Below are 20,758 nucleotides of genomic sequence, written 5' to 3' on the forward strand. Positions count from 1 at the left end.
CCTGCGGGGACGATTCCGTCCCCGTCAGGGCATGGGTTCGTCTCCGTTTTTTTTTGGAGACTCCTATGAAAAACAAAAAGTTCTTAGCTGGCGAAGAAGCCGGTACTTACATCGTTCCTGAGCAAGTGACTGAAGCGGATATCTTAGATATGGCGCTCAAGCTTGCCCGTGGTCGATTGAGTAAAGGTCGCAAAATTGAACAGCCATCGTCGGCGTTCTCATACCTGCAAACACTGATGCACGAGTATGAGCACGAAGTCTTTGGCGTGCTGTTTCTTGATACAAAGCATCGCGTTATTCGATTTGAAGAGCTATTCAAAGGCACTTTAGATGCGGCGAGCGTGTATCCAAGGGAAGTAACAAAGCGGGCGTTGGAACTTAATGCGGCAGCAGTGATACTGGTTCATAACCATCCATCGGGTGATCCTGAACCCAGTGAAGCTGATAAACGCATCACTCATCGACTCCGTGACGCCTTGTCACTTGTTGATATTCGAACGCTTGACCATGTCGTGGTCGCATCCGAGGGCTGCGTTTCGCTTGCCGAACGCGGTTATCTGTAATGAATGGGCGTATTGCCCATTCTCCTACATCACAAAAGCAGTCCCATCAGCACACATCAGCACAGCTCGAATTTCTATTTGAGTTTGATGATGCCCCTGTCACTTGGTCTGACACGGAAATCTGGCAGTTACGCGAAGGCATTCTATTGGATGCGATCCGTGTGTTGCTGGACGGTCGTGTCAGTACTCGGTTGCGCAAGGATGTGTTGTCGTGGATTCAAAATGACGAATTAGCGCCATTTTGCTTTCGTGTTTGCGCAATGGCTGTGGTTGTCGATCCTGATGTGCTTCGTGATTCCATCATGTGGCTATTAAGACGACATGGTATCCGGCTTGACTAACGCTCCTGCATTAACCGAACGGCTAATGCAGGACCTAAGCTGACTTTTACCTCATGTGGTAGGAGTCGGCATTTTACTTAAGGAGGTTATATGGCGTTACCTTTACAAATTGACACAGTAAGGCAATATCTTAATGGCCAATGGCTTCAAGTCTTGGCGGCATTGGTGCCAGAACTTGATGCCGCTATTGCTCGAAAAGGCCGTCATGTGGCTTGTCCTGTTCATGGCGGTCGTGATGGCTTTAGGCTGTTCAAAGATGCTGAATATACCGGAGGTGGCGTTTGTAATACCTGCGGGATCTTTCATGATGGCTTTGAACTGTTGTCTTGGATTAATGGATGGAACTTTGCTCAGTCTATTGAAGCAATCGGTCAAGTTCTAGGTATTCAACCCGGACAAGTACAAGTGCCTACTCGGCCAATACCGAGCAACGCTGTTGATTGGAAGGCTAGAAAGCAGGAAGAGGACAAAGCGATTATCCATCGCTTGAATCAAACCTGGGGAGAAACGTTATCTCTTGCAGATACTCGTGCGCAACCTGTTTGGAACTACTTACATCGTCGTGGGATTGTTACCCAGCTTCGTCCTGAATGGGATTCGGTGCTGAGGTTTCATCCAAACTTGCCTTACCATGATGAAGATGGCCTGTTTATCGATAGCTACCCAGCGCTGCTAGGTAAAATCGTTACTCAGCAAGGGCGTTCGGCCACGTTTCATCGGATCTACCTAAGTGAAGATGGATTCAAAGCGCCGGTTGAAAAGCCTAAAAAGATGATGCCCATACCAAGTGACAGAACAATCACTGGCGGTGCCGTTCCGATTGGTGAGCCTGGTGAGGTATTAGGTGTTTCAGAAGGCATCGAAACAGCTTTAGCGGTTACCAGAGCTACGGGACAAACATGTTGGTCGGTTGTGAATGCAACACTACTGGCTAGGTTTGAACCACCAAGTAATGTGAAAATGCTGTACATCTGGGCAGATCACGATCTCTCTGAGACTGGCCTGAATGCAGCGAATGAACTCAAGAAAAAAGCCTGGCAGAAAGGCGTTCTGACACAAGTGTTGATCCCCCCGATACCAACGTCACTTGGCGTGAAAAGTTGGGATTGGAATGATGTGCTGAATGTTTACGGTGCCATGGGCTTTCCGAAAGTTCATATCTGATCCAAGGGGCTTCGGCCCCTTTTTTGCGCCTTGCATATTTGAAAAAACATGGAGAATGAAAAATAGATAACCAATAAGAGAACAAACATGATGGTATTAACCCTGTTAACAAAGCAGATTGATGGTGAGTTTACGGTTTACTGGAAGACCGGCCTTCGAAGAGGTGGTGAGCTAAAGGTCGATTTAGGTGAACAATACGACAAGCTAACTGAGCAGCAAAAGCCAATTGCAGCTGAGCTCTATGCGATTCACCATCTACTGTCAGTAAAAGAGGTGATGGGGAGTAACCGAAGCGGCAATGGCCTTCAAATCCGGGTCAGTAAAGGAGCCATCAAAAAGTTACAGAAACAACGCTCAACTCAGCATTCACTTTACAGCCTGACCAGGTTCTTGCTCAGTCGTTACCAGGAAGCACAGATCTCGGTAGAAAAGCGGGACGATTGGCTCTCACATTCCTTCGAAGAATACAGCGTCGATAATGCTACAGTGAGAGAAATCGATGAGGTCATCAACGTTCCGAACATTGGACCTGTCGTGGTGACTCGTCACGCGCTAGAACGGTTCGTGGAACGGCTTTCAGACGGTGTACCTAAGCATCCTTGGAAGGCTTTGTGCACAAAGCTGCTTTGCTCGGGGCTAACTAAAGCCCTGTTACCAGAAAGCGTCGCAATCCAAAAAGCCAAAAAATATGCACAAGAGGCCGAGTTCTGGCAGCATCTTGGTAGCAAAATGCACTTTGTTATGATTCCGAGTGACTCAATGAAGACGTTGGTTACGGTTTTTTCAGTAAAGTGAGTTAATGTAGTATTCGCATTTATGAATATTACTTATGTGAAAATTGCAGTCAATTCCATTTGCAAACCTTAATGGCCGCTTTAAAATCCAAAGCGGTCAATGCTCCCTGCCAATGTTAAATGAGTTAACTCTTTTTCACCTGCTCAATCATCTTAGCTGAATATGCTATTAAAGCGTATTTTGTTGCGACAATACTGTTTGATTCCGCCCTTTGTTCTTTGCCTCATAAAGCGCGCTATCTGCTTGATGGATAAACATTTCCATAACTATTTCGGTAGTATTGGCACTCCTTTTATTTACCGGCAAGGCTGATATCCCTAAACTTATCGTCCATTTTACAATTTCTCCTGCATCACTAGTCACGCATACATCCTCGACGTGCTTTCGAATCCTCTCTGCAAGATTTTTCGCATCAGTTATATTGGTATCAGGTAAGATAATTGCGAACTCTTCTCCTCCAAGCCTAGCAACAAGGTCAGTAGCTCTTGACTGGTTTACACATAAATCTGCAAGCGCGCAAATAACGCGATCTCCTGTAGGGTGACCAAAAGTATCATTGATGCGTTTAAAATTGTCTATATCGAGTAAGATTAGAGCGCATTCAACGCTCGAGCGAGCACTCCGAGTTGTCTCTGATTTAAGTTGGTTATCAAAGTGACGCCGGTTTGCAACACCAGTTAACGGATCTGTTTGGGAGGACTTCTCTAAAGCGAGTTGAAGGTTGTAACGATGATAATAACTCCATGAAAAAACAAGCATAATTAATAAAGCTGAAACGCTCGATTGCACTGAGATCTGGAAATAAACGTTTTGTATCAGATCATCTAGCACGCCATGGTTTTCGGATAGAACAACAAAGGAAAAAGCAACAGTAAGAAAAAAAATCTGAATGTAGATTGAGAAGCCGATGAGAACAAAAAAGATAAAAAAGGGATAGAGTGCAACATTACTCACTGTTGTCACTAATTCTTCGCCAGAATGCTCTATTATTTTTATGCCGAGATACGCAGAAAAAACTAGGGTTATTAAAATTGTTGCCGTAGCTAATTTCAAACTGCTTGATTTTAAGATAATACAGGCAGGTATCACTAATAGAAGAAAGTAAAGTCTCAGCTGAAACAACTCACTTTTTATTTCAGGATGTGATTTGTAGTCAAAAATACCTTCGGCAAGCCCCAAAGGAATGAGTATCAGTAAAATCGCAGCTGTATATAACCGATGATCGTTAAATTTTTTGTTTAAATAATCACTACTAAGTTCAAGCTTGCTCAACTGTATTATGGCGGTCAAAGCACTCTCATTTTTATGAAACATCATTTATATCCATACTTCAGTGAGGGGGGCGTTCGTGATATGTGTGATCATTTTGATTTAAAAGCTTTTACTAGCCTGTGCTAACAGTGTAGCCGATATAGTTGAGATAGGTATGGGGATGTGCCTGAATTTAGCGAGGAGTGAAGTTATCCATTATGAGCTTTGGTAACTTTTAAGTAACGGTAGCCAGCCTTGGGACAGGCTGGCTACAACAAAAGCTTCTGTTTTGTGCCATTACATAAAGGGAAGCTGTTTTTCTTCTCCTATTTGCGTGATCCCCAATGACGCCAAAAATCCAAATAGTAACGAACAGACCAGCAGTGACAAGGTAAACCAAAACAAAACATAACAACCTTTCTGTTAGCCCCCATGGCAATTGCAAATGCACCAGCGGCATGGATACCAATCAAAAATGGCCCCAGAAAAGCCAAGCCTGGAACACCAAATTTTTCCATAATTACATGTTTACGATCTGTTATGTCGTGGGCAACTTGCTCAGTTTCGGGTTTATTTCGCCAGCGCTTCATAAATAACTTAACTTTTTCACTGGCATAAATTATGGGTAACAGCGAAAGCAAATTTCCGAAAAAACCTGCAAGTGCAGCGGGAAACCATGGTAACCCAGCAATAACACCCAATGGGACGGCAATCCAAACTTCGAGCACCGGAATTGCCGCCCCCACAAAGACACTGATATAGAGTAATAAGTCATTCATTTAGATTGCCCTTGCTGCTTTTTTGTGAAGAACAAAACATATAAGCTTGGTACAACGATAAAGGATGCAATGGTGCCTGAAATAAGGCCGCCCATTATCACAACGTTAAACGAGCGCCATAGCGGATCATTGGCGATAAGCAAAGGAAGCAGCCCTAAAATAGTGGTTATTTGTGTCAACATAATAGGGCGAAACCGTTGCATTAAAGCCGATTTGAGTGATTCAAGCTCAGATTTTCCTGCGTCTTTCTCGATATCAATTTGTTCGATAATTAGCATCGCATTCGACACAATAATGCCTATTAGGGCGAATATGGCTAAATTCGCCATAAAATCGAAAGGCAGCCTGAAAATGATCAGTGCTAAAAGTAACCCAATGGCACAGAAGGGGATACTTAGTACGATGATTGCTACTTTACGAAACGAGTTGTACTTGTGGATGAATAAAATGATCATCATAAGTACACAAAGTGGTAGGAAAGCAAAAATAGCTTCTGCGGTGACCTCGCTCTCTTCAATCTCTCCGCCAAACTCGATTTGCACTTTGCCGGTATTACGAACTTGCTCCAACGTTTCTGCGATGTTGGAAACCAACTCTTTAGAGGTCATCGCCGGATTAAGCGCTGTCACCGTCAGGGTTGGCCGTAAGTTTCTCTTTTTCACAATCGACGGATGAAACTCTGTGTCAACGCGAGCAATTTCTGATAAATAAACGATTTTATCAGAAGATTGTGAGAAAATCTGAATATTATTTAACTGCGACAGTGACGCGTTATCTGTTGGCATTGCGAGCATAATAGGCAGCAAGAATTCTCCTTCCCGAAGCTCAGATGTACTCTCTCCGAGAGTATTTTTCCTAAGAGCGGAAAAAATGTCTTCTCGTGTGACTCCGGCATAGCTTGCTGCGGCTTGGTCTACATTTACCACCAAGCTGGGGATAGGTTGTTCCCAATCCTGTTTGATGTTAATGGTTCCATCTACTTTGCTAAGCGCCTCTTGAATCGTTGCAGCAGCCTGTAATAAATCACTATGGTTGTTGCCGATGATTCTAATGGCTGCTTCGCCTGGAGGCGTGGAGCCCATGAAAAACGGGTTGATCCCGAGCTTGGCATAGGGGAAAACAGGAAGCATCTCAGCCCTAAGTTGGCTTACAAAGGACGCAACATTGGTTTCTTTACTAAGATTGATAACAAAGTAAGCGGTGTGCGGAGCCGGATCTGGCGGATTCAGGCCTAGGATAAAGCGTGGCCCCCCTTCACTAACATACGCAGTAGCGCCTGTAATCTGGGGAAAACGTTGTTCCTCTGCAAGCCATCGCGTCATTTCTTGTGCAACTTCAGCTGTGCGGTTTGCAGGCGTACCTGCTGGGAGCTCAAGGGATATTTGCATTTGTGAGCGTTCCGACGGTGGAAAGAATGCCTCTGGAATAGTCGCAGATAAAAATAACGATAGGATCAGGCTTGCTGTAGCACCTGCTAAAAATGCTTTTGGCCAGCTAATGACTTTGTCCCAAAAGCGAGACATGAACATCATTAAGCGCGAGAGCTTACTTTGCTCAGAAGTGTTTTTCCCTTTCCTTATAGACCACTGCGCCAAAATTGGCACCAGCATAATGGCAACAAACCAGGAAATGATTAGCATGACGCCAATCACGATGGTTAGCGTCTGCATATAAATCGCAGTGATATTATCAGTGAACATAGGTGGGGCGAATGCCAGGATAACCGTTAGACTAGCAATCAGCATTGGCGTACCCAGTGTCTTTCCGGCGTGTAAGGCTGCTGATTTACCAGACTCACCTTGATTAATACGTTTTGAGATATCCTCAACAATCACCATCGGGTTATCAACCAAGATCCCAAGTGCAATGATAAACGAGGCGATACTAACCTCATTAAGCTCAACACCAAGCACACGTAAAACGACTAATGTCATAATGCCTGTAATGGGGACAGCAAGTCCCACCAATGAACCAGCGCGTAAACCCAGTGCGATAACAGTGACTGCGGTTACGACCAGGATCGTTTCCAGAAGGGTTGAAATCATTTTGGATATGACTTGATTAACAACTTCACCTTGGTCGGTAATGATTTTCAATTGAAAGCCAGCGGGTAAATCGTATTCCCACTGCGCTATTTGTGTACGAAGGCGATCATTGAAATCGACCATATTAACGCCAGGTGTCATATAACCTGCAACAACAATAGCCTGCCCCCCATTTAGATAAGCGGCGGTATTAAGCGGTTGTGCAGTTGTCCTTATTACATCAGCTAGCGTGTCAAGTGGTAACTGGCTGCCGTCTTGCAGCACAATAGGGATCGCTTTAATATCCTCGATAGAGTTATAGCCGCCTCTGATATAAATACGACTCTCTTGGTCGCTAAAATTCACTCTGGCAATATCATCAAGCGAATTGTTTTTATGTAATTGCAGGTAGATATCATTAGGCTTGATCGAAAATTTGGATGCAGCAAATGGCTTGAGATTGATAGTCACTTGCTCCTCAGTGACACCATGCAAGGTGACTTTATCCATACCAGGGGTATCGTAAAGAAAATCCCGCAGCTCACTGGCTTTATTTCTGAGTTGCTCAAACGTGTGATTGGGGGCACTAATTGCAACAGTCATCACGGCAACGGCGTCATAACTATCGTTAACAAAAGGCCCAGACACACCATCGGGAAGTGAGTTTTGCACATCTTGCATTTTCGCTCTGACTCTGAGCCATGATTGCGCGTAGTCTGGTGTTCCGTCCTTAATTTCCAAAGAGATATGGATCTCTCCGGCACGAATAGACGTCGTGATATTTTTAGTTTCTTCCAGTTCACGCAAAGCACGTTCAACCGGGCGCGCCAATAGCGATTCCGTTTGATAAATATCTAAGCCAGGGTGATAAGCGGTAATCACAGTGACATTTATCGGTAGTGTGGGCTCTTCCTGCGACGGGTAACTTGGGTATAACGCCAACCCTATGCTCGTAAGCATGAAAAACAGAAAGAGCACTAAACGGCTGTTAGCAAGTGAGAAGCCTGTAATGGACATTAACGCGTCTCCCCTAAAATACGAACCTGTTGCCCGTCACTAATAAAGGCTGCTCCGGCTGCTACGTATCTCTCTCCGAGTTCCAACTCAGCATTAATAATGTAGCCTGTAGGTTGAATATCGACAATTTGTACAGGTTTTTTACTAACGGTATTGGACTCAACGTTAAAGGAGTAGAGGAAAGCACTGTTACTTGTTGCTTCAACATAAACTGCGCCGTGAGGAACTAAGAGGACGTTTTCACTATTCTTCAGACGATAGTTCACTGCGACCACGATACCTGGCGGTAAAAAATGGCCCTCTGGCACTTGTATACGCAGTTTAACCGGCAAGCTCAAACCATTACTTGCGCGCTCTGCAATATGGGACACCTCAGCCTCAAATGACTTCCCTTGATGACTAATACTCATAACCTGTTCATTTGTAGAACGTAGAGCATTTGCCAAAGCCACAGGGATTGATGATTCGACAATAAGTTGGGCTGAACTGTCGAAAGTGAAAATGACCTGATTCTGAGCTACCTCTTCAAAGGGTTCAACTTGTCTGGTAGAGACAACACCATCATAGGGGGCTTTTATTACTGCCTGCGAGAGTTCTCTTTCTGTAAGTCTGACTCGGCTTTGCGCTTCACGCACAGAGGCTTGAGCGGTTAAAAATAGCGTTCGTGCGGCTTCCAGGTCTTGCTGTGAAACTGCATTATTTGATTTGAGGCGATTAAGCCGTTCATAGTTTGCTTGGTGCTCTTCAAGCGCGATTTGCGCTTTTGAGGCTTCAGAGCGAGCATTATCGACCGCGAGTTGATAAGGCTCAAGATCCAGTGTCGCCATGATATCGCCCGCTTTTAACCGGCTACCAATATCTACCAGCACCTTTTGCACTTTGCCAGGAACGCCAAATGAGAGCTGCGCTCTGCTCTCTGTTTGTGTAATTCCAGAAAAGCGAGATTCTTGGTAATGTGCGTTTGCACCTACTTCATTGAGTGTTACCACTCGAATGTTCTGCTTAGTGGGCTCAGGTATACTTTCACTGCTGCAACCTTGGAATAAGACAAGCAGGCTAACCAATGCATACTGGCGGAATTTCTTTAATAACATAACTGATCGTTCGAGTATATAAAGTGGCGAACTCATAACAAACCCTCTTGAGGTATGGCTTAAATATTAATTACTTTTTTGGTGTAAGAAGGGTCTGAACAAGCTGACGTAAAAGCTCACGCGAATACTCAATATCCGCAGTAGCTATTTGGCAGGACAAACCATCAATGTAGGCAAAGATATAGTGGGTTATCTGCTCGGGTGTGAGCAAATAACTTGCCTCATCTTTATCCTGTAATTTCTTAATCATGGCACAACAGGTGTCAAAGAGCTCTTGACCTGAATCTTGCACCGCTTTCTTAATTTCTGGGTTTCTGGATGACTCTGCGAGGATCTCCAGATACATAATAGTCCCTGTTTTATCGCCTGTGAGATACGCCTCTTGCTCCAAAGCATCCATGAAATCACTAGCGTTTTCAATTCTTCTCAAGGCATCGAGATCTCTGGAAGAATAGCGTTTAGCGATTTCCAGAATGAGCTCATTTTTTGAGGCGAAGTATTGATAGAGACTTGCCTGGCTGACTTTTGCAACACGAGAAATCTCCGCCATGCCAGCGCCATGAAAGCCTTTTTTAACAAAGCATTGCACAGCACCATCGAGAATGGCCTCGATTTTAGCCTCTCGAGCTGCATAATTCACTGGACGACCTAAATTAGACATAAAAGCACCACTTACTTTAGTGAGTGATTAATCATATAAATGGTAGTGATTTTTGTCAACTGATATCGCTTGACTTAGAAGTCAACTTTTTAAAATCTTACCAACCTTATTTTCCAAAATCGTGAAAAGGCTTCACAAGTATCTCAATTGAACGAGTAACTGGAAAACTATATTGATAAAGTATATTTGAATGAACCACTGCAATAAGTTGGATACTGATTACCTGACCGGTGAGCCCGATAAATTTTCACATTTTTATTGAAATCCTGAGCTTTTGAGGTTTTCTTTTAACCATCATGTTCACTGCGAAAACAAAGCGGACATTAGCAAGGACATTTTGGAACGGATGAAATTTCTGCTTTTCGTTCAAAGCGGTCCAAGTATAAGGTTGGCTCGTTAAAGCTAGCTGTTGTTACTGGTAATAACAGCTAGTCAGAAACACACACGATTCCTTCATCTATCTGGCCAATCGCTCTAACGGGGATCTTTAGCATGTTAGCTCTATGAAATTTTCTGGAGCTGACAATGAGAACGCCTTTGTTACCTTGGTTCATCCTATGGGTGACCATCCCAATCATTATTTTCTTTCTATTCATCTTGCCCGCCTATGCTAGTGATGGGCAATTCTATCAGCGTGGTCAGGAAGGCTGGTTTTGGTATCAGGTCATTCCTGAGCCAGCGGAGTCTGAAGAGCAAATAAAGCCGGAATCTGGAGTCATAGAGCCCACAAAGGACGAGCTAAAACCCTTCAGTGCTGCATGGTTTCGTGAGCACATGCAGTCGTTCATGGACAAGGCTATTGATGAGCCGACGAATGAGAATGTCAGAGCCTATCTGTATCTCCAGCGAGTCATGATGGATAAGGGCTCACAGTTTGCTGATGTTAGTCAGCAGGTGGTCATGGGCGATCCTGTTTTGGATGAAATCAGTCGCAGACCCTTGGCGACCTATGCTGCCAATCGGATGGATCGAGAAGCTGGCGCTCAACGTGATGTAGCTTTAGGTGAAGTAGCAAAACGGGCTGGCTTGTTCTTTTTCTATCGTTCAGATTGCCCTTATTGCCATGCTCAAGCGCCTATCATCGAATCCATGGCTTTGAACTACGGTTTCGAGGTGTTTGCTATTGCTGTCGATGGCTTGCCTTTACCAAGTGGAGAATTTCCAAATTACAAAGTCGATTCAGGACAAGCACAATCGTTGTCCGTTACGACTGTTCCAGCGGTCTTCTTAGTAGATCCGCCTAATGTCATCACTCCGATTGGCCAGGGCGCAATGAGCCTTGATGAACTCAATAATCGAATCATTCTTGCAGCCCATAAAGCCGGTTGGATTGATGATCAAACTTACTATGCCACCAGACCTGTTCAGCCCGGCGTTTCACTCGCGATGTCAGCCCAAGAGCTTAACGAGAAGATATTACATGACCCTGAGTTCCTTGTTCGCTATCTGCGTGCACAAGGAGGGTTATAACGATGAAAAAAGTATTTCAAGTATCGCTAATCGCCTGTGCGATTGGTTTTTCGTCTATAAGCCAAGCAAGCTTGCAACAGGAGATGAACCAGTTGTTTGGTTCAATGACCAACACCACTGCGCCTGGCGTATTCGAGAGTCAGCGGCGTGGCGTTATATCTGGTGGAAGCGTTGTTGTCCGTAACAGGATCATGAACGAGAACCTCGTCTCTATGGTGCCACCGTCATTCCAAGCCGGTTGTGGCGGCATTGATATGTTCGCTGGAAGTTTGTCATTTGTTAATGCAGATCAGTTTGTTCAATTACTTCGCTCTGTAGCGGCAAATGCCAAGGGATACGCATTCCAATTGGCGCTCAGTGCTATGTGTGAGAAATGCTCTCAGCACATGGAGACACTGCAAAAGAAAATCCAGCAGTTGAACGAGTATTTTGGCAATTCCTGTCAAATGGCTCAGGGAGTCGTGAACGATACCCTGGCTGCTTTTGGTAAAAAGGGGCAAACAGAAGCCAGCATGTTGAGCTCACTTAAAGGGGCTGGAGACGTTTTTACCAGTTGGAGTGAATCCAACGGTAAGAACCCTTATGAGAACGCTTCGAGTGTCGCGGCATCTGATGTGAACAAAACGATTAAAGGCAACTTGGTTTGGCGAGCACTGAAACGTCACTCGGCATCAAGCTGGTTTGCATCGGGGGATGACCGTTTTCTTGAAGCGGTTATGTCCGTGACGGGCTCGATCATCGTTGGTGATTTAGCGAATGCGGCTGATGGCCAAGGTAAAGCCCCAAAACTGACCAGACTGAATGGCAATAAAGTGACTATTGAGCATCTAATTCATGGCGGTAACGTCGCTATGTACCGATGTGACACAGTGACACAAGACGGCTGTCTAAATCCGACAATCACTGACGTGACCCTAACCGGGTTATCAACTCAGGTCGAAAATTTACTTCTTGGTACAGGTTCTAGTAACGGCATTATTTTTAAGTTTGCTCGAAATACTGGGGCAGCTAGCACCACCGAAAAGGCTTTTATGACCTCGGCTCCTGCAAGCATTGGCGGCATGATTCGAACACTTTCTGCTTTAAATGAAGGGGCTGCTAGGTCGTTTGCTTCAAGAGCTGCGCCATTTATTGCTGTTGAGATGGCCCGAGCATTGGTTGAAGACATGCTCAATGCAGCTAGAAGTACCTCCGGTGTGGAAGATCATGCCTATGCGAAGTTATTAACGGAAGACCTTGAACGTGCACGTCGCCAAATCAATGAGGAGTACGCTGCGTTGCAGCGAAGATACGGCTCAGAGCAAGAATTGCTGGCGCATTTTAACCAGGTGATTCAGACCATTCGCAAACAGCGTTATTACACCGTTAAATCTACAGCGCTGGGGGAATAGACAATGTGGGAAATCTATTCCATCGGGGATTCGGCTTTTTTAGAGCAGGTCTTGAACGCTGTCGCGATGATCACTGGTACAGGCGACTTTACTTCAATGGTTCGTATTGGCTTGCTCATTGGGGTATTGATGGTGTCTGTTCAGGCCTTGATGCAAGGTGGTCGTGGGATTAACTTTCAACACGTTTTAGTCTCATGGCTAGTCTTTGCAACCATGTTTGGGCCCAGTACCCGAGTGAGCATTGAGGATGCGTACACGGGACAAGTTCGAGTGGTTGATAATGTGCCCATCGGTGTTGCTGCCGCAGGCAGTACAATTTCGACTGTTGGCTTTCAAATCACGCGAATGTTTGAAACGGCGTTCTCAACTCCCGCCATGACGGAATACGGCTTTGCATCCAGTTTACAGTCACTGATTAAAGTGAGAAAACAGATGATGGATCGCTCTGGGTTGGGTGATGCAAATCGTGTCGGCGGCTCGGACATCGAGCAATCGTGGTTTAACTACATCAAAGAGTGCACCTTGATTGGTATCGACATTGGCCAAAAGAACCTCGATCAGGTGCTGAGTGATCCTAACCCGATGACTGCGATTAGGTTTGATTCGCGCATTTATGGCACTCGAATCATGCTCAGTGGTAGCAGTAGCGATCTGGACTGCACCGATGCCTACAGCCAACTGAAACTCATGACAGAATCAACCTTCATTCCAAGGCTTAAACAGGTTCTGTCGGCCTCATTGGGAACTTCGTCAGCAACGGATACTGATGACGTGATCCGAAATGCACTGAATAACCTTGGTTTGGCTTCGGTTAACACCCAAGAGTACATGACCGCGTCGGTGCTTTTGCCTATCTATGAGCAAAGCGTGACGGGCAAATATATGGATGATCAAGCTTTCACCGCCGCCGTTATGGTTAACCAAGCGATTGAGCAGCGCAATACGCAATGGGCGGCGGAGCAGACCCTGTTCCAAAGTATCGTTCGTCCGATGATGACGTTTTTTGAGGGTTTCATTTACGCCATCACCCCATTGATGGCCTTTGTGATAGCCCTTGGCCAAATCGGGATGCGAATGGCCGGGAAGTACTTGTTAATCCTGCTTTGGATTCAACTTTGGATGCCTGTCATGGCCATCATTAACCTATATATTCATTTAACCGTTGCAGGGAAAATGTCGGCTCTTGATGCCTTTGCAGGTACAGAAGTGCCATCTTTTGCTGGCATGATGCAGATGGATTCAGTGCTGCAAACCTGGATAGCTACTGGCGGCATGTTGGCGTCGAGTGTTCCGGCGATTTCGCTCATGCTCGTTTATGGCTCAGCAATAACCGCTACCCACTTGGCTGGGCGTCTTCAAAACGGTGATGCCATTGATGAAAAGCTGGCTAGTCCAGATGTCGCGAAAAATGCCCCGGTAATGCAATCACAGTCAATGTTCCAAAATTCAGCCCTTACGGGTTCTGCCATGACCGGCGCGTCAAACCTACTAAGCAGTTTCTCTGTCGGAAACGCAGTGGGTTCAATGGTCGGCTCTGCAAAAGAATCCATGACTCAGGCAACTCAAGCCTTTAGTCGTCAAGTTGGCAATACCATGAGTCGAACCTTTGGTGAAAAGCTAAGTTACGACAATCTATCTTCAGTTGGACGTCAAATCGGTTCTTCTAATTCCGCATCTAGCGCCGTTGTTAATCAGGTCACTGATGACCTTCAAACACGGTATGGTTTCGGAGACGATAAAAAAGACGCTGTACGTGGCTTGGTATCGGGCGTGCTATCGGGAGGCCTAAGGGTCGGTGGCGATGGAACTATTACTAATCCCGGTGAGAAAGAAGTTGCTGATAAGGGCTTTCTTGGAAGGCTTCTTGGTACTGGCGGCAATGATTCTCCACAGGGCAACTTGCCAGGAGTCGATAAGCCAGACTCATCTCGTGTACCAAAACTATCAAGGGTACGAGCAGGCTTGGATTTAGGTGGTAACTTTAGTGGCCAAGTTGAGTCATCAGAGGGCAGTTCTCGATCTACGACCGCAAATACGCTCACTGGGGAGATGCAAAGCTTGGCATCAAGTGATTCACGACGTGCTGAGTATCGCGATGCGATGGTTAAGGACCTTTCAGATTCAAGACGCTCTGGCGTTGAGATGTCGTTGTCTAATCAAGACTATCAGTCACTTCAGAGTTCAGCACAAGACGTTATCACGGCATCAAACCGCTTTAGTGAGCTTGATCAGGCCAGCTACAGTCTATCAGGACAAAGGAACACGGATGGTGCGACGTTAACTCGATTAGCGGCGGATAATCCTGAAGTCATGGATTATTTAGGTCGCTATATGAACCAGCATGTTGAAGCCGGTAACCGATTACGTGAAAACCTTCCAATGTATCAGCGCTTGCTACCTGATGATAATCAGGCGTATGTGGCCGCAGCTATGGAGTCTTTAACCTATAGCAACTCTTCAACGCCCGCTGAACGCGACAATGATTATCAAGCAGCAATGACTGTTATGGCCATGGCTACCGGAGCCGATTTACGATCTATTCAGCCACGCTCTAATGAAAGCTTGTCATCAACTGCACCTACTTTTGGTGGTATTCAAAGCCAAGTTGAATCGGGTGTATTGGGCGGCTACGAGGATGCAGCAACAGTTCAAACTCAGTTCAACGCAGCTCAATCGGCTTACCAAACCAATCTGTCTGGTATAGATGGACAGTTGAATGCGCATCAGCAGCAAGCCCAGCAGGCCGTAGCTTCTGACACAAGTACCTATCAATCTGGACTAAACAGTGAAGCTGGATCTCAGTGGCGATCACGCATTATGGCTGATGATAGCGGAGTTTCTGGTGCTGAAATGTTCTTCAACAGCGCCAGTGCTATAGGTGATTTCAGTGGCAAGCATACTGATGCAGCACTGCATACCTTGAATCACTTTGGCGAAGACTATGAGAGTTACAAAGAACAAGCGCTTGAAGATCCTGGCTCACGAGGTTTCTTGCACAATGCAACGGTAGCCAGCAAATCAACCTGGGATGGCTTAAAAGCCGCCGTTGATGCCGGAACCTCTTTGGAAAACCCATTGACGGCGTTTAATGATGCATACAGTGGATCGAGTTCGCAGTATGCCTCCGAAGTAAACTGGGGCACTAAGTCTGAAGCCATGTTGGCGGGGGCATTCGGTGCGGCAGTTAACAATCGATATGGTGAGTTCTTAGAGCAGTATGCTGATGATTTTAAACAGGAAGCATACAGCGAAGGACAGAGAATGGGATTGACCCCGATTCAAAGTCAAGTGTTCGCTCAAGCTTTCAATGAAGGTTTGGCAGGGCGCGTATTCAACTCTGAAGACTCATCGAGTTGGTCGCCTGAAATGCTTGGCCTAAGGGAGCAAATGCTAAATGAGTATCGTCAAAAGGATGAGAGGGGCGCTTACATCCCTGACAGTGTGTCTGAAGAAGATAAAGCATTTGTGGATAAGCAGATAGCGGTGATCTCAAATGCATCCCTTGCGGGAGATTATGCTCAGAACAACTTGATTGATATTAGGGCTTATAACCAGGCATCAGGAAGGAACTGAAAATAGAAGGTAGCCAGCTTGTGGTTGGCTGGCTATTTTTTTGGCTTTTTGGGATACCTTGGATAAAAGCCATCAAAAAACGAATGGAGCTTATACCAATACCATTTTTCTTCAATGCTCAAAGTTCTACCCGAATCTTTAACTTGGCTAATCAAGAATCTAATTCCAGTGCAAATAGCTAAGAAAAAGAGTCCCAAGCCAACAATTGTCCAACTCGCTTGCCAATATGCGATTGCTACAAGCATAGTGATTATGGCTATAAGTCCGATAGGACTAGCAGTTGCTTTGAATCCCAAGTAGCTGAAAAAAACGATGGTGCAAATCAGAAATGGCAAAGCCGCTAACTTGGCAGATGCCGTAAATATTTCTGATGGAAAAAAATGAGCCGCTGCCAAAGTCGCCAGAAAAAGCCCCAGTGATATAAACCAGCAGCGTGCTGGTAAAGATTTAAGTAAGTTTGTCATCTTCTTAGTACTCTCAAAGTGCACAGACGGTGCACAATCAAATCATGCATCAGCATGTTAGTTCTCAAAAAGTGCTCTAGTGGTTTGCTCGGCCATAATCTCACACACAGGGCATTTAAGCTGAATGCGCTGTTGTGATACCGTCAAATACAGACTGCCGCATCGACACCGGTGTAAGGATGCAAGCTGTGATCTTAAATCACGAGCTAGAACCCAACCTTCATTGATGGTCAGTTTTTTCCAGGGGATCTCAGCTGGAAGATCTGCTTCTTCTCTTGCAACCAAATACGCATCGTAAGCCTTCATCAAAGCATCGATATTTAATTGCTTGTAGACATTATCACCACCAATGTTGACATAAAGCGCCATAAGCAGGGAGCCTTCAACTAATGCTCTTCTGCTTTTGACGATGGCATCAGATTCTGGCAATTGACCAGGACAAGGTGACTTGCCAGTCACTTCTTTATGGAGCCTTCTGATAATGTGGATTGGCAAACCTGTATCGAGCGCGATAATGGTTGTTCGAAATCCGTATTTAATAAGCAGCGAGGCTCGGGTAAATAGCTCACTTTTGGACAGGTTATCAATCATGCATCCCCCTTGTTGTTTAGGGTTGATAATAAATAAGCGATTCTTGGGATACCTGTGCCTTTGCTCTTCACCATCTCAATCAGTTGGCTTTGGTTACCCCTTGGTTGAAACAGCATGAATGATGAGGTCGCCACTCGTTGCAGGTCATCAACACCAGCATTAATCAAAGCATCAACCACGTCGCGTGTAAGTCCAAAGCGCAAGACGGCCTCTTGCGGATCAATGCGCGCTAATTCTCGTGCTGCGTGTAGGTACGCCAAATTTAATTGATAGAAGTCTTGTTGATTGGTTGTCATTGACGGACCTCCAGTTCATGTAAAATATTGCGATAGATAGAAAGCACTCTTTGCCCATACCAGCGTGCACGCTCTTCGTTCCAACTGTGATAGCGGCCTATGCCAAGCTCTAAATCATTTGGTGAAGACTTGATTGCTTCGGCCAAAATACTTGAGCCGACCGTAAGGTTGGTGATGGGGTCTAGCAGTTCCGCTGCTGAGCTCACCCGATGCCCATGCCAATGCAAATTGATTTGCATAAGGCCAATATCGAGCTGATATTTTTCAGTCTCTTGCAGTGCCTGGTTTAACAGTTGCTCTGCTTCTGTCTTAGATTTGGCGTAGGTTGCGTTTGAACCATTGCGAATTGCGTATGGCCATGGACTGGTCATGTTGAGACCACGATGTGAGGCCGACTCAGCCAAGGCAACGGCGTAGAGCATGACTGGATCAATACCAACGCTTTGTGCTGCTTTTTCCCACTGATAGCCCGGAAACGCATAGACTGAAGTGCTTGCGGACATGGCTATCACTAGGGCAATGGTTTTTGCTTTAATCGTTTTCATTTTTGTCCTCTAATTGATTTCCGAGAAGCGCCTGAATGGCTTTCGGGCTTATTCTTTTCAAAGGCACTGCGCTAAAATTGGCGATGCCTCTCGTGTAAACTTGTGCCGCTTTTGACCAGTCACCCACGGCAACAGGCGCTTGCATATCAAATCCTTTTTGCTGGTTCTGATGGTCTGCAATACCTTGTAATAGCCTTGGGTATTCACCCACTTCGTCCCGCAACAAGTAAGCCTGGTAGCGTGTTAAAAACTCTTTTTGCTTAAATGGGTATTCCCTGTCATCAACTTTGCAGAGTTCAACCCATCCCCCCATGTCTGAAATCACGCGGTGGATAAGTGCATCGTCAAACATCACGGATGTCCAAGCGCCAACCTGACGAACTGCCTTGTCAACTTTGTTCCAAGCAACCATGGCTCTTGAACCCGAGTTGCCATCGATATGCTTGATGACGTCAGCGGGCTTTGGAAAAAATTGCCCAGTATCCGGTGATTGAATATGCCGAGTCAGACCGATTCGCACTTCTTCAATGCTGTAAGCACGAAGGGCTTCAAATGCGATGGATAGCAATTGCGGTGATACGCTTTTGCCATACATGGCCCAAGCTGCTCCCCAGACTTCCGCAAACTCGCGTTTATCAACCTCCTGCACTTGAACGAACCTCCCGAATACCTTGTCCGGCCCAGCTTTCAGCAATGCGGCGATTGCTTTCTTCAATGTTCAATTGGTGATTGCTGCCCTTTAGGCTCGTCGATGATTGCTGTATTTCATCAATGCGAACGTACTCGTCTTCCCATTGCCGGTTTAAAAGCCAGTTATGTGGCATAGGGGTCTTAGTCCGATCTTGATACTGCAATCGATTGTCTCGTTGCTCTTTCCAGCGTGTTAGCACTTCCAAGGCGAGTTCATGGTCTTCATTGAGGCCCATGCGTAGCCATTCTTCTTTGGCTTTTGCTTTTTTTTCTTTGCGTATTTGTACATCCCAGAAGTCTTCAAACTGTATGTGGTCAACAGTTTTAACTGTTGGTTCATTGCTTCTCTCAGAGTCATCCGACCGTTGAGAGTCCCTTACCGGGTTGCCATCAGGCATAAACAATGATGAAAATTCTTCTGGTAGCCGAGCTTGAAAAGCGGCAAGAGATTTCAAAAGCGATGCCATACCAACGAAGTCGGCAGGTACATCTTTAAGCAACCGAAAGGCTGCCTTACCTTGGTTAGGGTTTTCGATTGGGTTGTGCTTCAGAAAGCTCCGAATCAAAGTCCAACCGGATTCCTCGCAACGAATCAGGAACTTATCTTGTTCTAACTCACTTAAAGCCTTAGCAACTTGTTGCTCATCCCAGTTCAAGTCAGAAGCAACGTAACCAATCGGCAATCGAAAGCAGCCAAGCAAATTACAGTGTGGGCATGTAAGCAAATACAGTCCTAGCAACTTCGCTGAGTCACTCCAGGACAAAACATTTTGCTTTAGCCAAAAGCGGGTATAGACCTTGCCATAATCACGCATGGAGGTACTCGCTTCTGTGTTTACGTAAAATGCTGACCATTACTTGCTCTTTATCCTACTGGTTACTGGCTTTCAGCTCGCTTGGGCATTCGGGATAGATGTCCGGTCTTAACTGGGATCGGGTTACCTGTCCTTGCGTAGCTTGTTCGATGGGTAAAACGAATTCAGCGGGAACACGCCCTGATTTATTCAACCAAAACCAGACGTTTTGCTGCTTTGAGTTGATGGCTCGTGCTAATGCTGATTGCCCGCCGACCAAGTCAATGGCACGGCGGAGATGTTTTTGTGTCGTGTTGAACACTTCCATACCGTCTCCTGTTACAATAAAAACTGTTACAAGATTGAATGTTACAGTTTAAACTGTAGGTAAGTCAACAGTTAAAATTGTTGAAAGGCTACAGTTTTATTTGTAGAATACGGACTTATGAAAACTTTATCCGAACGACTAAACCATGCCTTGCAGCTTACTGGGGTGACTCAGTCTGAGTTGGCTCGTCGCATTGGTATCAAACAGCAGTCGATCAGCCAGATTTGCTCTGGTAAATCGGCTAGGTCTCGTTACACCATGCAGATCGCGGAGGCGCTTCGCGTGAATGCTCATTGGCTCGCCACAGGTGATGGCGAGATTGGCTTGGGGGTCGGTAATGTAGAAGTCGGGCCTGATATTAAGGGAAGAATTCCTCTCATTAACTGGGTTCAGGCCGGTGATTGGACTGAAATAGCGGAGGGATTTGCCCATGAAGATGCTGAGGAGTGGCGTGAAGTCACTGGGAAAGCACATGAGGGTTGTTTCGCACTTCGCGTAAAAGGCGACAGTATGGAAAATCCAAGCGGAAAAAAATCCATACCTGAGGGAGCAGTGATCGTTGTTGATCCTGAGTTACCTTACTCTTCAGGTTCATTGGTTGTTGCGCGTTTGGATGATTCGAAAGAAGCAACCTTTAAGCAGTTGGTTATTGATGGTGAACAGAAGTACCTAAAACCTTTGAACCCGCAATACCCGGCAATACCGATCAACGGCAACTGCACCATCATCGGTGTAGTACGACAAGCTATCATCGATTTTTGGTAGCGAAGGAATTTGTGGTTTAGCCACAGTTGTTCATGAGCTGAAGAAGCAACGATTGCAAACAGCTACAACTGAGCATTGGCGCACGCTGAGAGTAAATGGTAACCGATTAGATAACCATTGATTGTTTATAAAGTCAAGATCAGCGAAAATAGCGGCCAATTA

20 protein-coding genes are annotated in these 20,758 nt (G+C 45.6%); 8 read left to right on the forward strand and 12 right to left on the reverse strand.

Features of this window, described 5'->3' with window-relative positions; all coding sequences use genetic code 11:
* Positions 1-65: 65 nt before the first annotated feature.
* The 4 genes from radC (at position 66) to ACSSVW_RS11150 (ending at position 2,863) form a co-directional block, all read left to right on the forward strand.
* A complete protein-coding gene (gene radC, locus ACSSVW_RS11135) occupies positions 66-563 on the forward strand; it encodes a RadC family protein (protein WP_000791199.1) in 498 nt (165 codons plus the stop codon).
* Entirely contained in the window at positions 563-904 is a 342-nt protein-coding gene (locus ACSSVW_RS11140; RefSeq protein WP_454179342.1) for a plasmid-related protein, read from the forward strand. Before radC ends, ACSSVW_RS11140 begins: the two co-directional genes overlap by 1 nt.
* Positions 905-994: 90 nt before the next feature.
* Positions 995-2,068, forward strand: a complete 1,074-nt coding sequence (locus tag ACSSVW_RS11145) for a DUF7146 domain-containing protein (RefSeq protein ID WP_454179343.1) — start codon at positions 995-997, stop codon at positions 2,066-2,068.
* Positions 2,069-2,155: 87 nt separating this feature from the next.
* The gene (locus ACSSVW_RS11150) at positions 2,156-2,863 is read left to right on the forward strand and encodes a hypothetical protein (RefSeq protein WP_454179344.1); all 708 of its coding nucleotides are present in this window, start codon (positions 2,156-2,158) and stop codon (positions 2,861-2,863) included.
* Between the two features lie 168 nt (positions 2,864-3,031).
* Here ACSSVW_RS11150 and ACSSVW_RS11155 read toward each other — a convergent pair whose 3' ends face one another.
* The 5 genes from ACSSVW_RS11155 to ACSSVW_RS11175 all read right to left on the reverse strand — a co-directional run bounded on the left by ACSSVW_RS11155 (position 3,032) and on the right by ACSSVW_RS11175 (position 9,689).
* Positions 3,032-4,180, reverse strand: coding sequence for a GGDEF domain-containing protein (locus ACSSVW_RS11155; RefSeq protein ID WP_454179345.1), 1,149 nt, complete (start codon positions 4,178-4,180; stop codon positions 3,032-3,034).
* Positions 4,181-4,440: 260 nt separating this feature from the next.
* Positions 4,441-4,893: a small multi-drug export protein gene (locus tag ACSSVW_RS11160; protein ID WP_454179346.1), complete on the reverse strand. Its 453-nt coding sequence runs from the start codon at positions 4,891-4,893 to the stop codon at positions 4,441-4,443.
* Complete coding sequence (locus ACSSVW_RS11165; protein WP_454179347.1) at positions 4,890-7,934, reverse strand: efflux RND transporter permease subunit; 3,045 nt, start codon at positions 7,932-7,934, stop codon at positions 4,890-4,892. The genes ACSSVW_RS11160 and ACSSVW_RS11165 overlap by 4 nt, the downstream gene beginning before the upstream one ends.
* Positions 7,934-9,028 carry an efflux RND transporter periplasmic adaptor subunit gene (locus ACSSVW_RS11170; RefSeq protein WP_454179348.1) on the reverse strand — a complete coding sequence of 365 codons (1,095 nt, stop codon included), beginning with the start codon at positions 9,026-9,028 and terminating at the stop codon, positions 7,934-7,936. The genes ACSSVW_RS11165 and ACSSVW_RS11170 overlap by 1 nt, the downstream gene beginning before the upstream one ends.
* A 70-nt stretch (positions 9,029-9,098) precedes the next feature.
* Complete coding sequence (locus ACSSVW_RS11175; RefSeq protein WP_454179349.1) at positions 9,099-9,689, reverse strand: TetR/AcrR family transcriptional regulator; 591 nt, start codon at positions 9,687-9,689, stop codon at positions 9,099-9,101.
* 525 nt (positions 9,690-10,214) lie between these two features.
* Between ACSSVW_RS11175 and ACSSVW_RS11180 the strand changes: the two genes are divergently transcribed.
* From ACSSVW_RS11180 to ACSSVW_RS11190, 3 genes are read left to right on the forward strand one after another with little or no spacing between them, the layout of a single operon-like run.
* Entirely contained in the window at positions 10,215-11,159 is a 945-nt protein-coding gene (locus ACSSVW_RS11180) for a thioredoxin family protein (protein ID WP_454179350.1), read from the forward strand.
* A 2-nt stretch (positions 11,160-11,161) separates the two neighbouring features.
* Positions 11,162-12,550, forward strand: coding sequence for a conjugal transfer protein TraH (locus tag ACSSVW_RS11185; protein WP_454179351.1), 1,389 nt, complete (start codon positions 11,162-11,164; stop codon positions 12,548-12,550).
* A gap of 3 nt (positions 12,551-12,553) precedes the next feature.
* Positions 12,554-16,123 carry a conjugal transfer protein TraG N-terminal domain-containing protein gene (locus ACSSVW_RS11190; protein WP_454179352.1) on the forward strand — a complete coding sequence of 1,190 codons (3,570 nt, stop codon included), beginning with the start codon at positions 12,554-12,556 and terminating at the stop codon, positions 16,121-16,123.
* 32 nt (positions 16,124-16,155) lie between these two features.
* On the opposite strand, the gene eexS is transcribed toward ACSSVW_RS11190, so the two are convergent.
* From eexS to ACSSVW_RS11225, 7 genes are read right to left on the reverse strand one after another with little or no spacing between them, the layout of a single operon-like run.
* Positions 16,156-16,587: an entry exclusion protein EexS gene (eexS, locus tag ACSSVW_RS11195; RefSeq protein WP_454179353.1), complete on the reverse strand. Its 432-nt coding sequence runs from the start codon at positions 16,585-16,587 to the stop codon at positions 16,156-16,158.
* 57 nt (positions 16,588-16,644) lie between these two features.
* The gene (locus tag ACSSVW_RS11200; protein WP_000566753.1) at positions 16,645-17,178 is read right to left on the reverse strand and encodes a FlhC family transcriptional regulator; all 534 of its coding nucleotides are present in this window, start codon (positions 17,176-17,178) and stop codon (positions 16,645-16,647) included.
* Positions 17,175-17,474 carry a flagellar transcriptional regulator FlhD gene (locus tag ACSSVW_RS11205; RefSeq protein WP_000210563.1) on the reverse strand — a complete coding sequence of 100 codons (300 nt, stop codon included), beginning with the start codon at positions 17,472-17,474 and terminating at the stop codon, positions 17,175-17,177. The genes ACSSVW_RS11200 and ACSSVW_RS11205 overlap by 4 nt, the downstream gene beginning before the upstream one ends.
* Positions 17,471-18,019, reverse strand: a complete 549-nt coding sequence (locus ACSSVW_RS11210) for a lytic transglycosylase domain-containing protein (RefSeq protein ID WP_008843242.1) — start codon at positions 18,017-18,019, stop codon at positions 17,471-17,473. Before ACSSVW_RS11210 ends, ACSSVW_RS11205 begins: the two co-directional genes overlap by 4 nt.
* The gene (locus ACSSVW_RS11215; protein WP_001158521.1) at positions 18,006-18,668 is read right to left on the reverse strand and encodes a DUF6475 domain-containing protein; all 663 of its coding nucleotides are present in this window, start codon (positions 18,666-18,668) and stop codon (positions 18,006-18,008) included. The genes ACSSVW_RS11210 and ACSSVW_RS11215 overlap by 14 nt, the downstream gene beginning before the upstream one ends.
* Positions 18,655-19,524, reverse strand: a complete 870-nt coding sequence (locus ACSSVW_RS11220; protein ID WP_454179354.1) for a hypothetical protein — start codon at positions 19,522-19,524, stop codon at positions 18,655-18,657. Before ACSSVW_RS11220 ends, ACSSVW_RS11215 begins: the two co-directional genes overlap by 14 nt.
* A 55-nt stretch (positions 19,525-19,579) precedes the next feature.
* Entirely contained in the window at positions 19,580-19,831 is a 252-nt protein-coding gene (locus tag ACSSVW_RS11225; RefSeq protein ID WP_000451746.1) for a helix-turn-helix domain-containing protein, read from the reverse strand.
* Between the two features lie 117 nt (positions 19,832-19,948).
* Here ACSSVW_RS11225 and ACSSVW_RS11230 point away from each other — a divergent pair, with 117 nt between their 5' ends.
* Entirely contained in the window at positions 19,949-20,596 is a 648-nt protein-coding gene (locus ACSSVW_RS11230) for a LexA family protein (RefSeq protein ID WP_000854920.1), read from the forward strand.
* Positions 20,597-20,758: the final 162 nt, after the last annotated feature.

Source organism: Pseudoalteromonas sp. MBR-15, assembly GCF_053628915.1.

Excerpts from the sequence above, each read along its gene's own strand:
- radC (WP_000791199.1), top strand. The coding sequence starts at position 66 with ATGAAAAACAAAAAGTTCTTAGCTGGCGAAGAAGCCGGTACTTACATC.
- ACSSVW_RS11140 (WP_454179342.1), top strand. The coding sequence starts at position 563 with ATGAATGGGCGTATTGCCCATTCTCCTACATCACAAAAGCAGTCCCAT.
- ACSSVW_RS11145 (WP_454179343.1), top strand. The coding sequence starts at position 995 with ATGGCGTTACCTTTACAAATTGACACAGTAAGGCAATATCTTAATGGC.
- ACSSVW_RS11150 (WP_454179344.1), top strand. The coding sequence starts at position 2,156 with ATGATGGTATTAACCCTGTTAACAAAGCAGATTGATGGTGAGTTTACG.
- ACSSVW_RS11155 (WP_454179345.1), bottom strand. The coding sequence starts at position 4,180 with ATGATGTTTCATAAAAATGAGAGTGCTTTGACCGCCATAATACAGTTG.
- ACSSVW_RS11160 (WP_454179346.1), bottom strand. The coding sequence starts at position 4,893 with ATGAATGACTTATTACTCTATATCAGTGTCTTTGTGGGGGCGGCAATT.
- ACSSVW_RS11165 (WP_454179347.1), bottom strand. The coding sequence starts at position 7,934 with ATGTCCATTACAGGCTTCTCACTTGCTAACAGCCGTTTAGTGCTCTTT.
- ACSSVW_RS11170 (WP_454179348.1), bottom strand. The coding sequence starts at position 9,028 with ATGTTATTAAAGAAATTCCGCCAGTATGCATTGGTTAGCCTGCTTGTC.
- ACSSVW_RS11175 (WP_454179349.1), bottom strand. The coding sequence starts at position 9,689 with ATGTCTAATTTAGGTCGTCCAGTGAATTATGCAGCTCGAGAGGCTAAA.
- ACSSVW_RS11180 (WP_454179350.1), top strand. The coding sequence starts at position 10,215 with ATGAGAACGCCTTTGTTACCTTGGTTCATCCTATGGGTGACCATCCCA.
- ACSSVW_RS11185 (WP_454179351.1), top strand. The coding sequence starts at position 11,162 with ATGAAAAAAGTATTTCAAGTATCGCTAATCGCCTGTGCGATTGGTTTT.
- ACSSVW_RS11190 (WP_454179352.1), top strand. The coding sequence starts at position 12,554 with ATGTGGGAAATCTATTCCATCGGGGATTCGGCTTTTTTAGAGCAGGTC.
- eexS (WP_454179353.1), bottom strand. The coding sequence starts at position 16,587 with ATGACAAACTTACTTAAATCTTTACCAGCACGCTGCTGGTTTATATCA.
- ACSSVW_RS11200 (WP_000566753.1), bottom strand. The coding sequence starts at position 17,178 with ATGATTGATAACCTGTCCAAAAGTGAGCTATTTACCCGAGCCTCGCTG.
- ACSSVW_RS11205 (WP_000210563.1), bottom strand. The coding sequence starts at position 17,474 with ATGACAACCAATCAACAAGACTTCTATCAATTAAATTTGGCGTACCTA.
- ACSSVW_RS11210 (WP_008843242.1), bottom strand. The coding sequence starts at position 18,019 with ATGAAAACGATTAAAGCAAAAACCATTGCCCTAGTGATAGCCATGTCC.
- ACSSVW_RS11220 (WP_454179354.1), bottom strand. The coding sequence starts at position 19,524 with ATGCGTGATTATGGCAAGGTCTATACCCGCTTTTGGCTAAAGCAAAAT.
- ACSSVW_RS11225 (WP_000451746.1), bottom strand. The coding sequence starts at position 19,831 with ATGGAAGTGTTCAACACGACACAAAAACATCTCCGCCGTGCCATTGAC.
- ACSSVW_RS11230 (WP_000854920.1), top strand. The coding sequence starts at position 19,949 with ATGAAAACTTTATCCGAACGACTAAACCATGCCTTGCAGCTTACTGGG.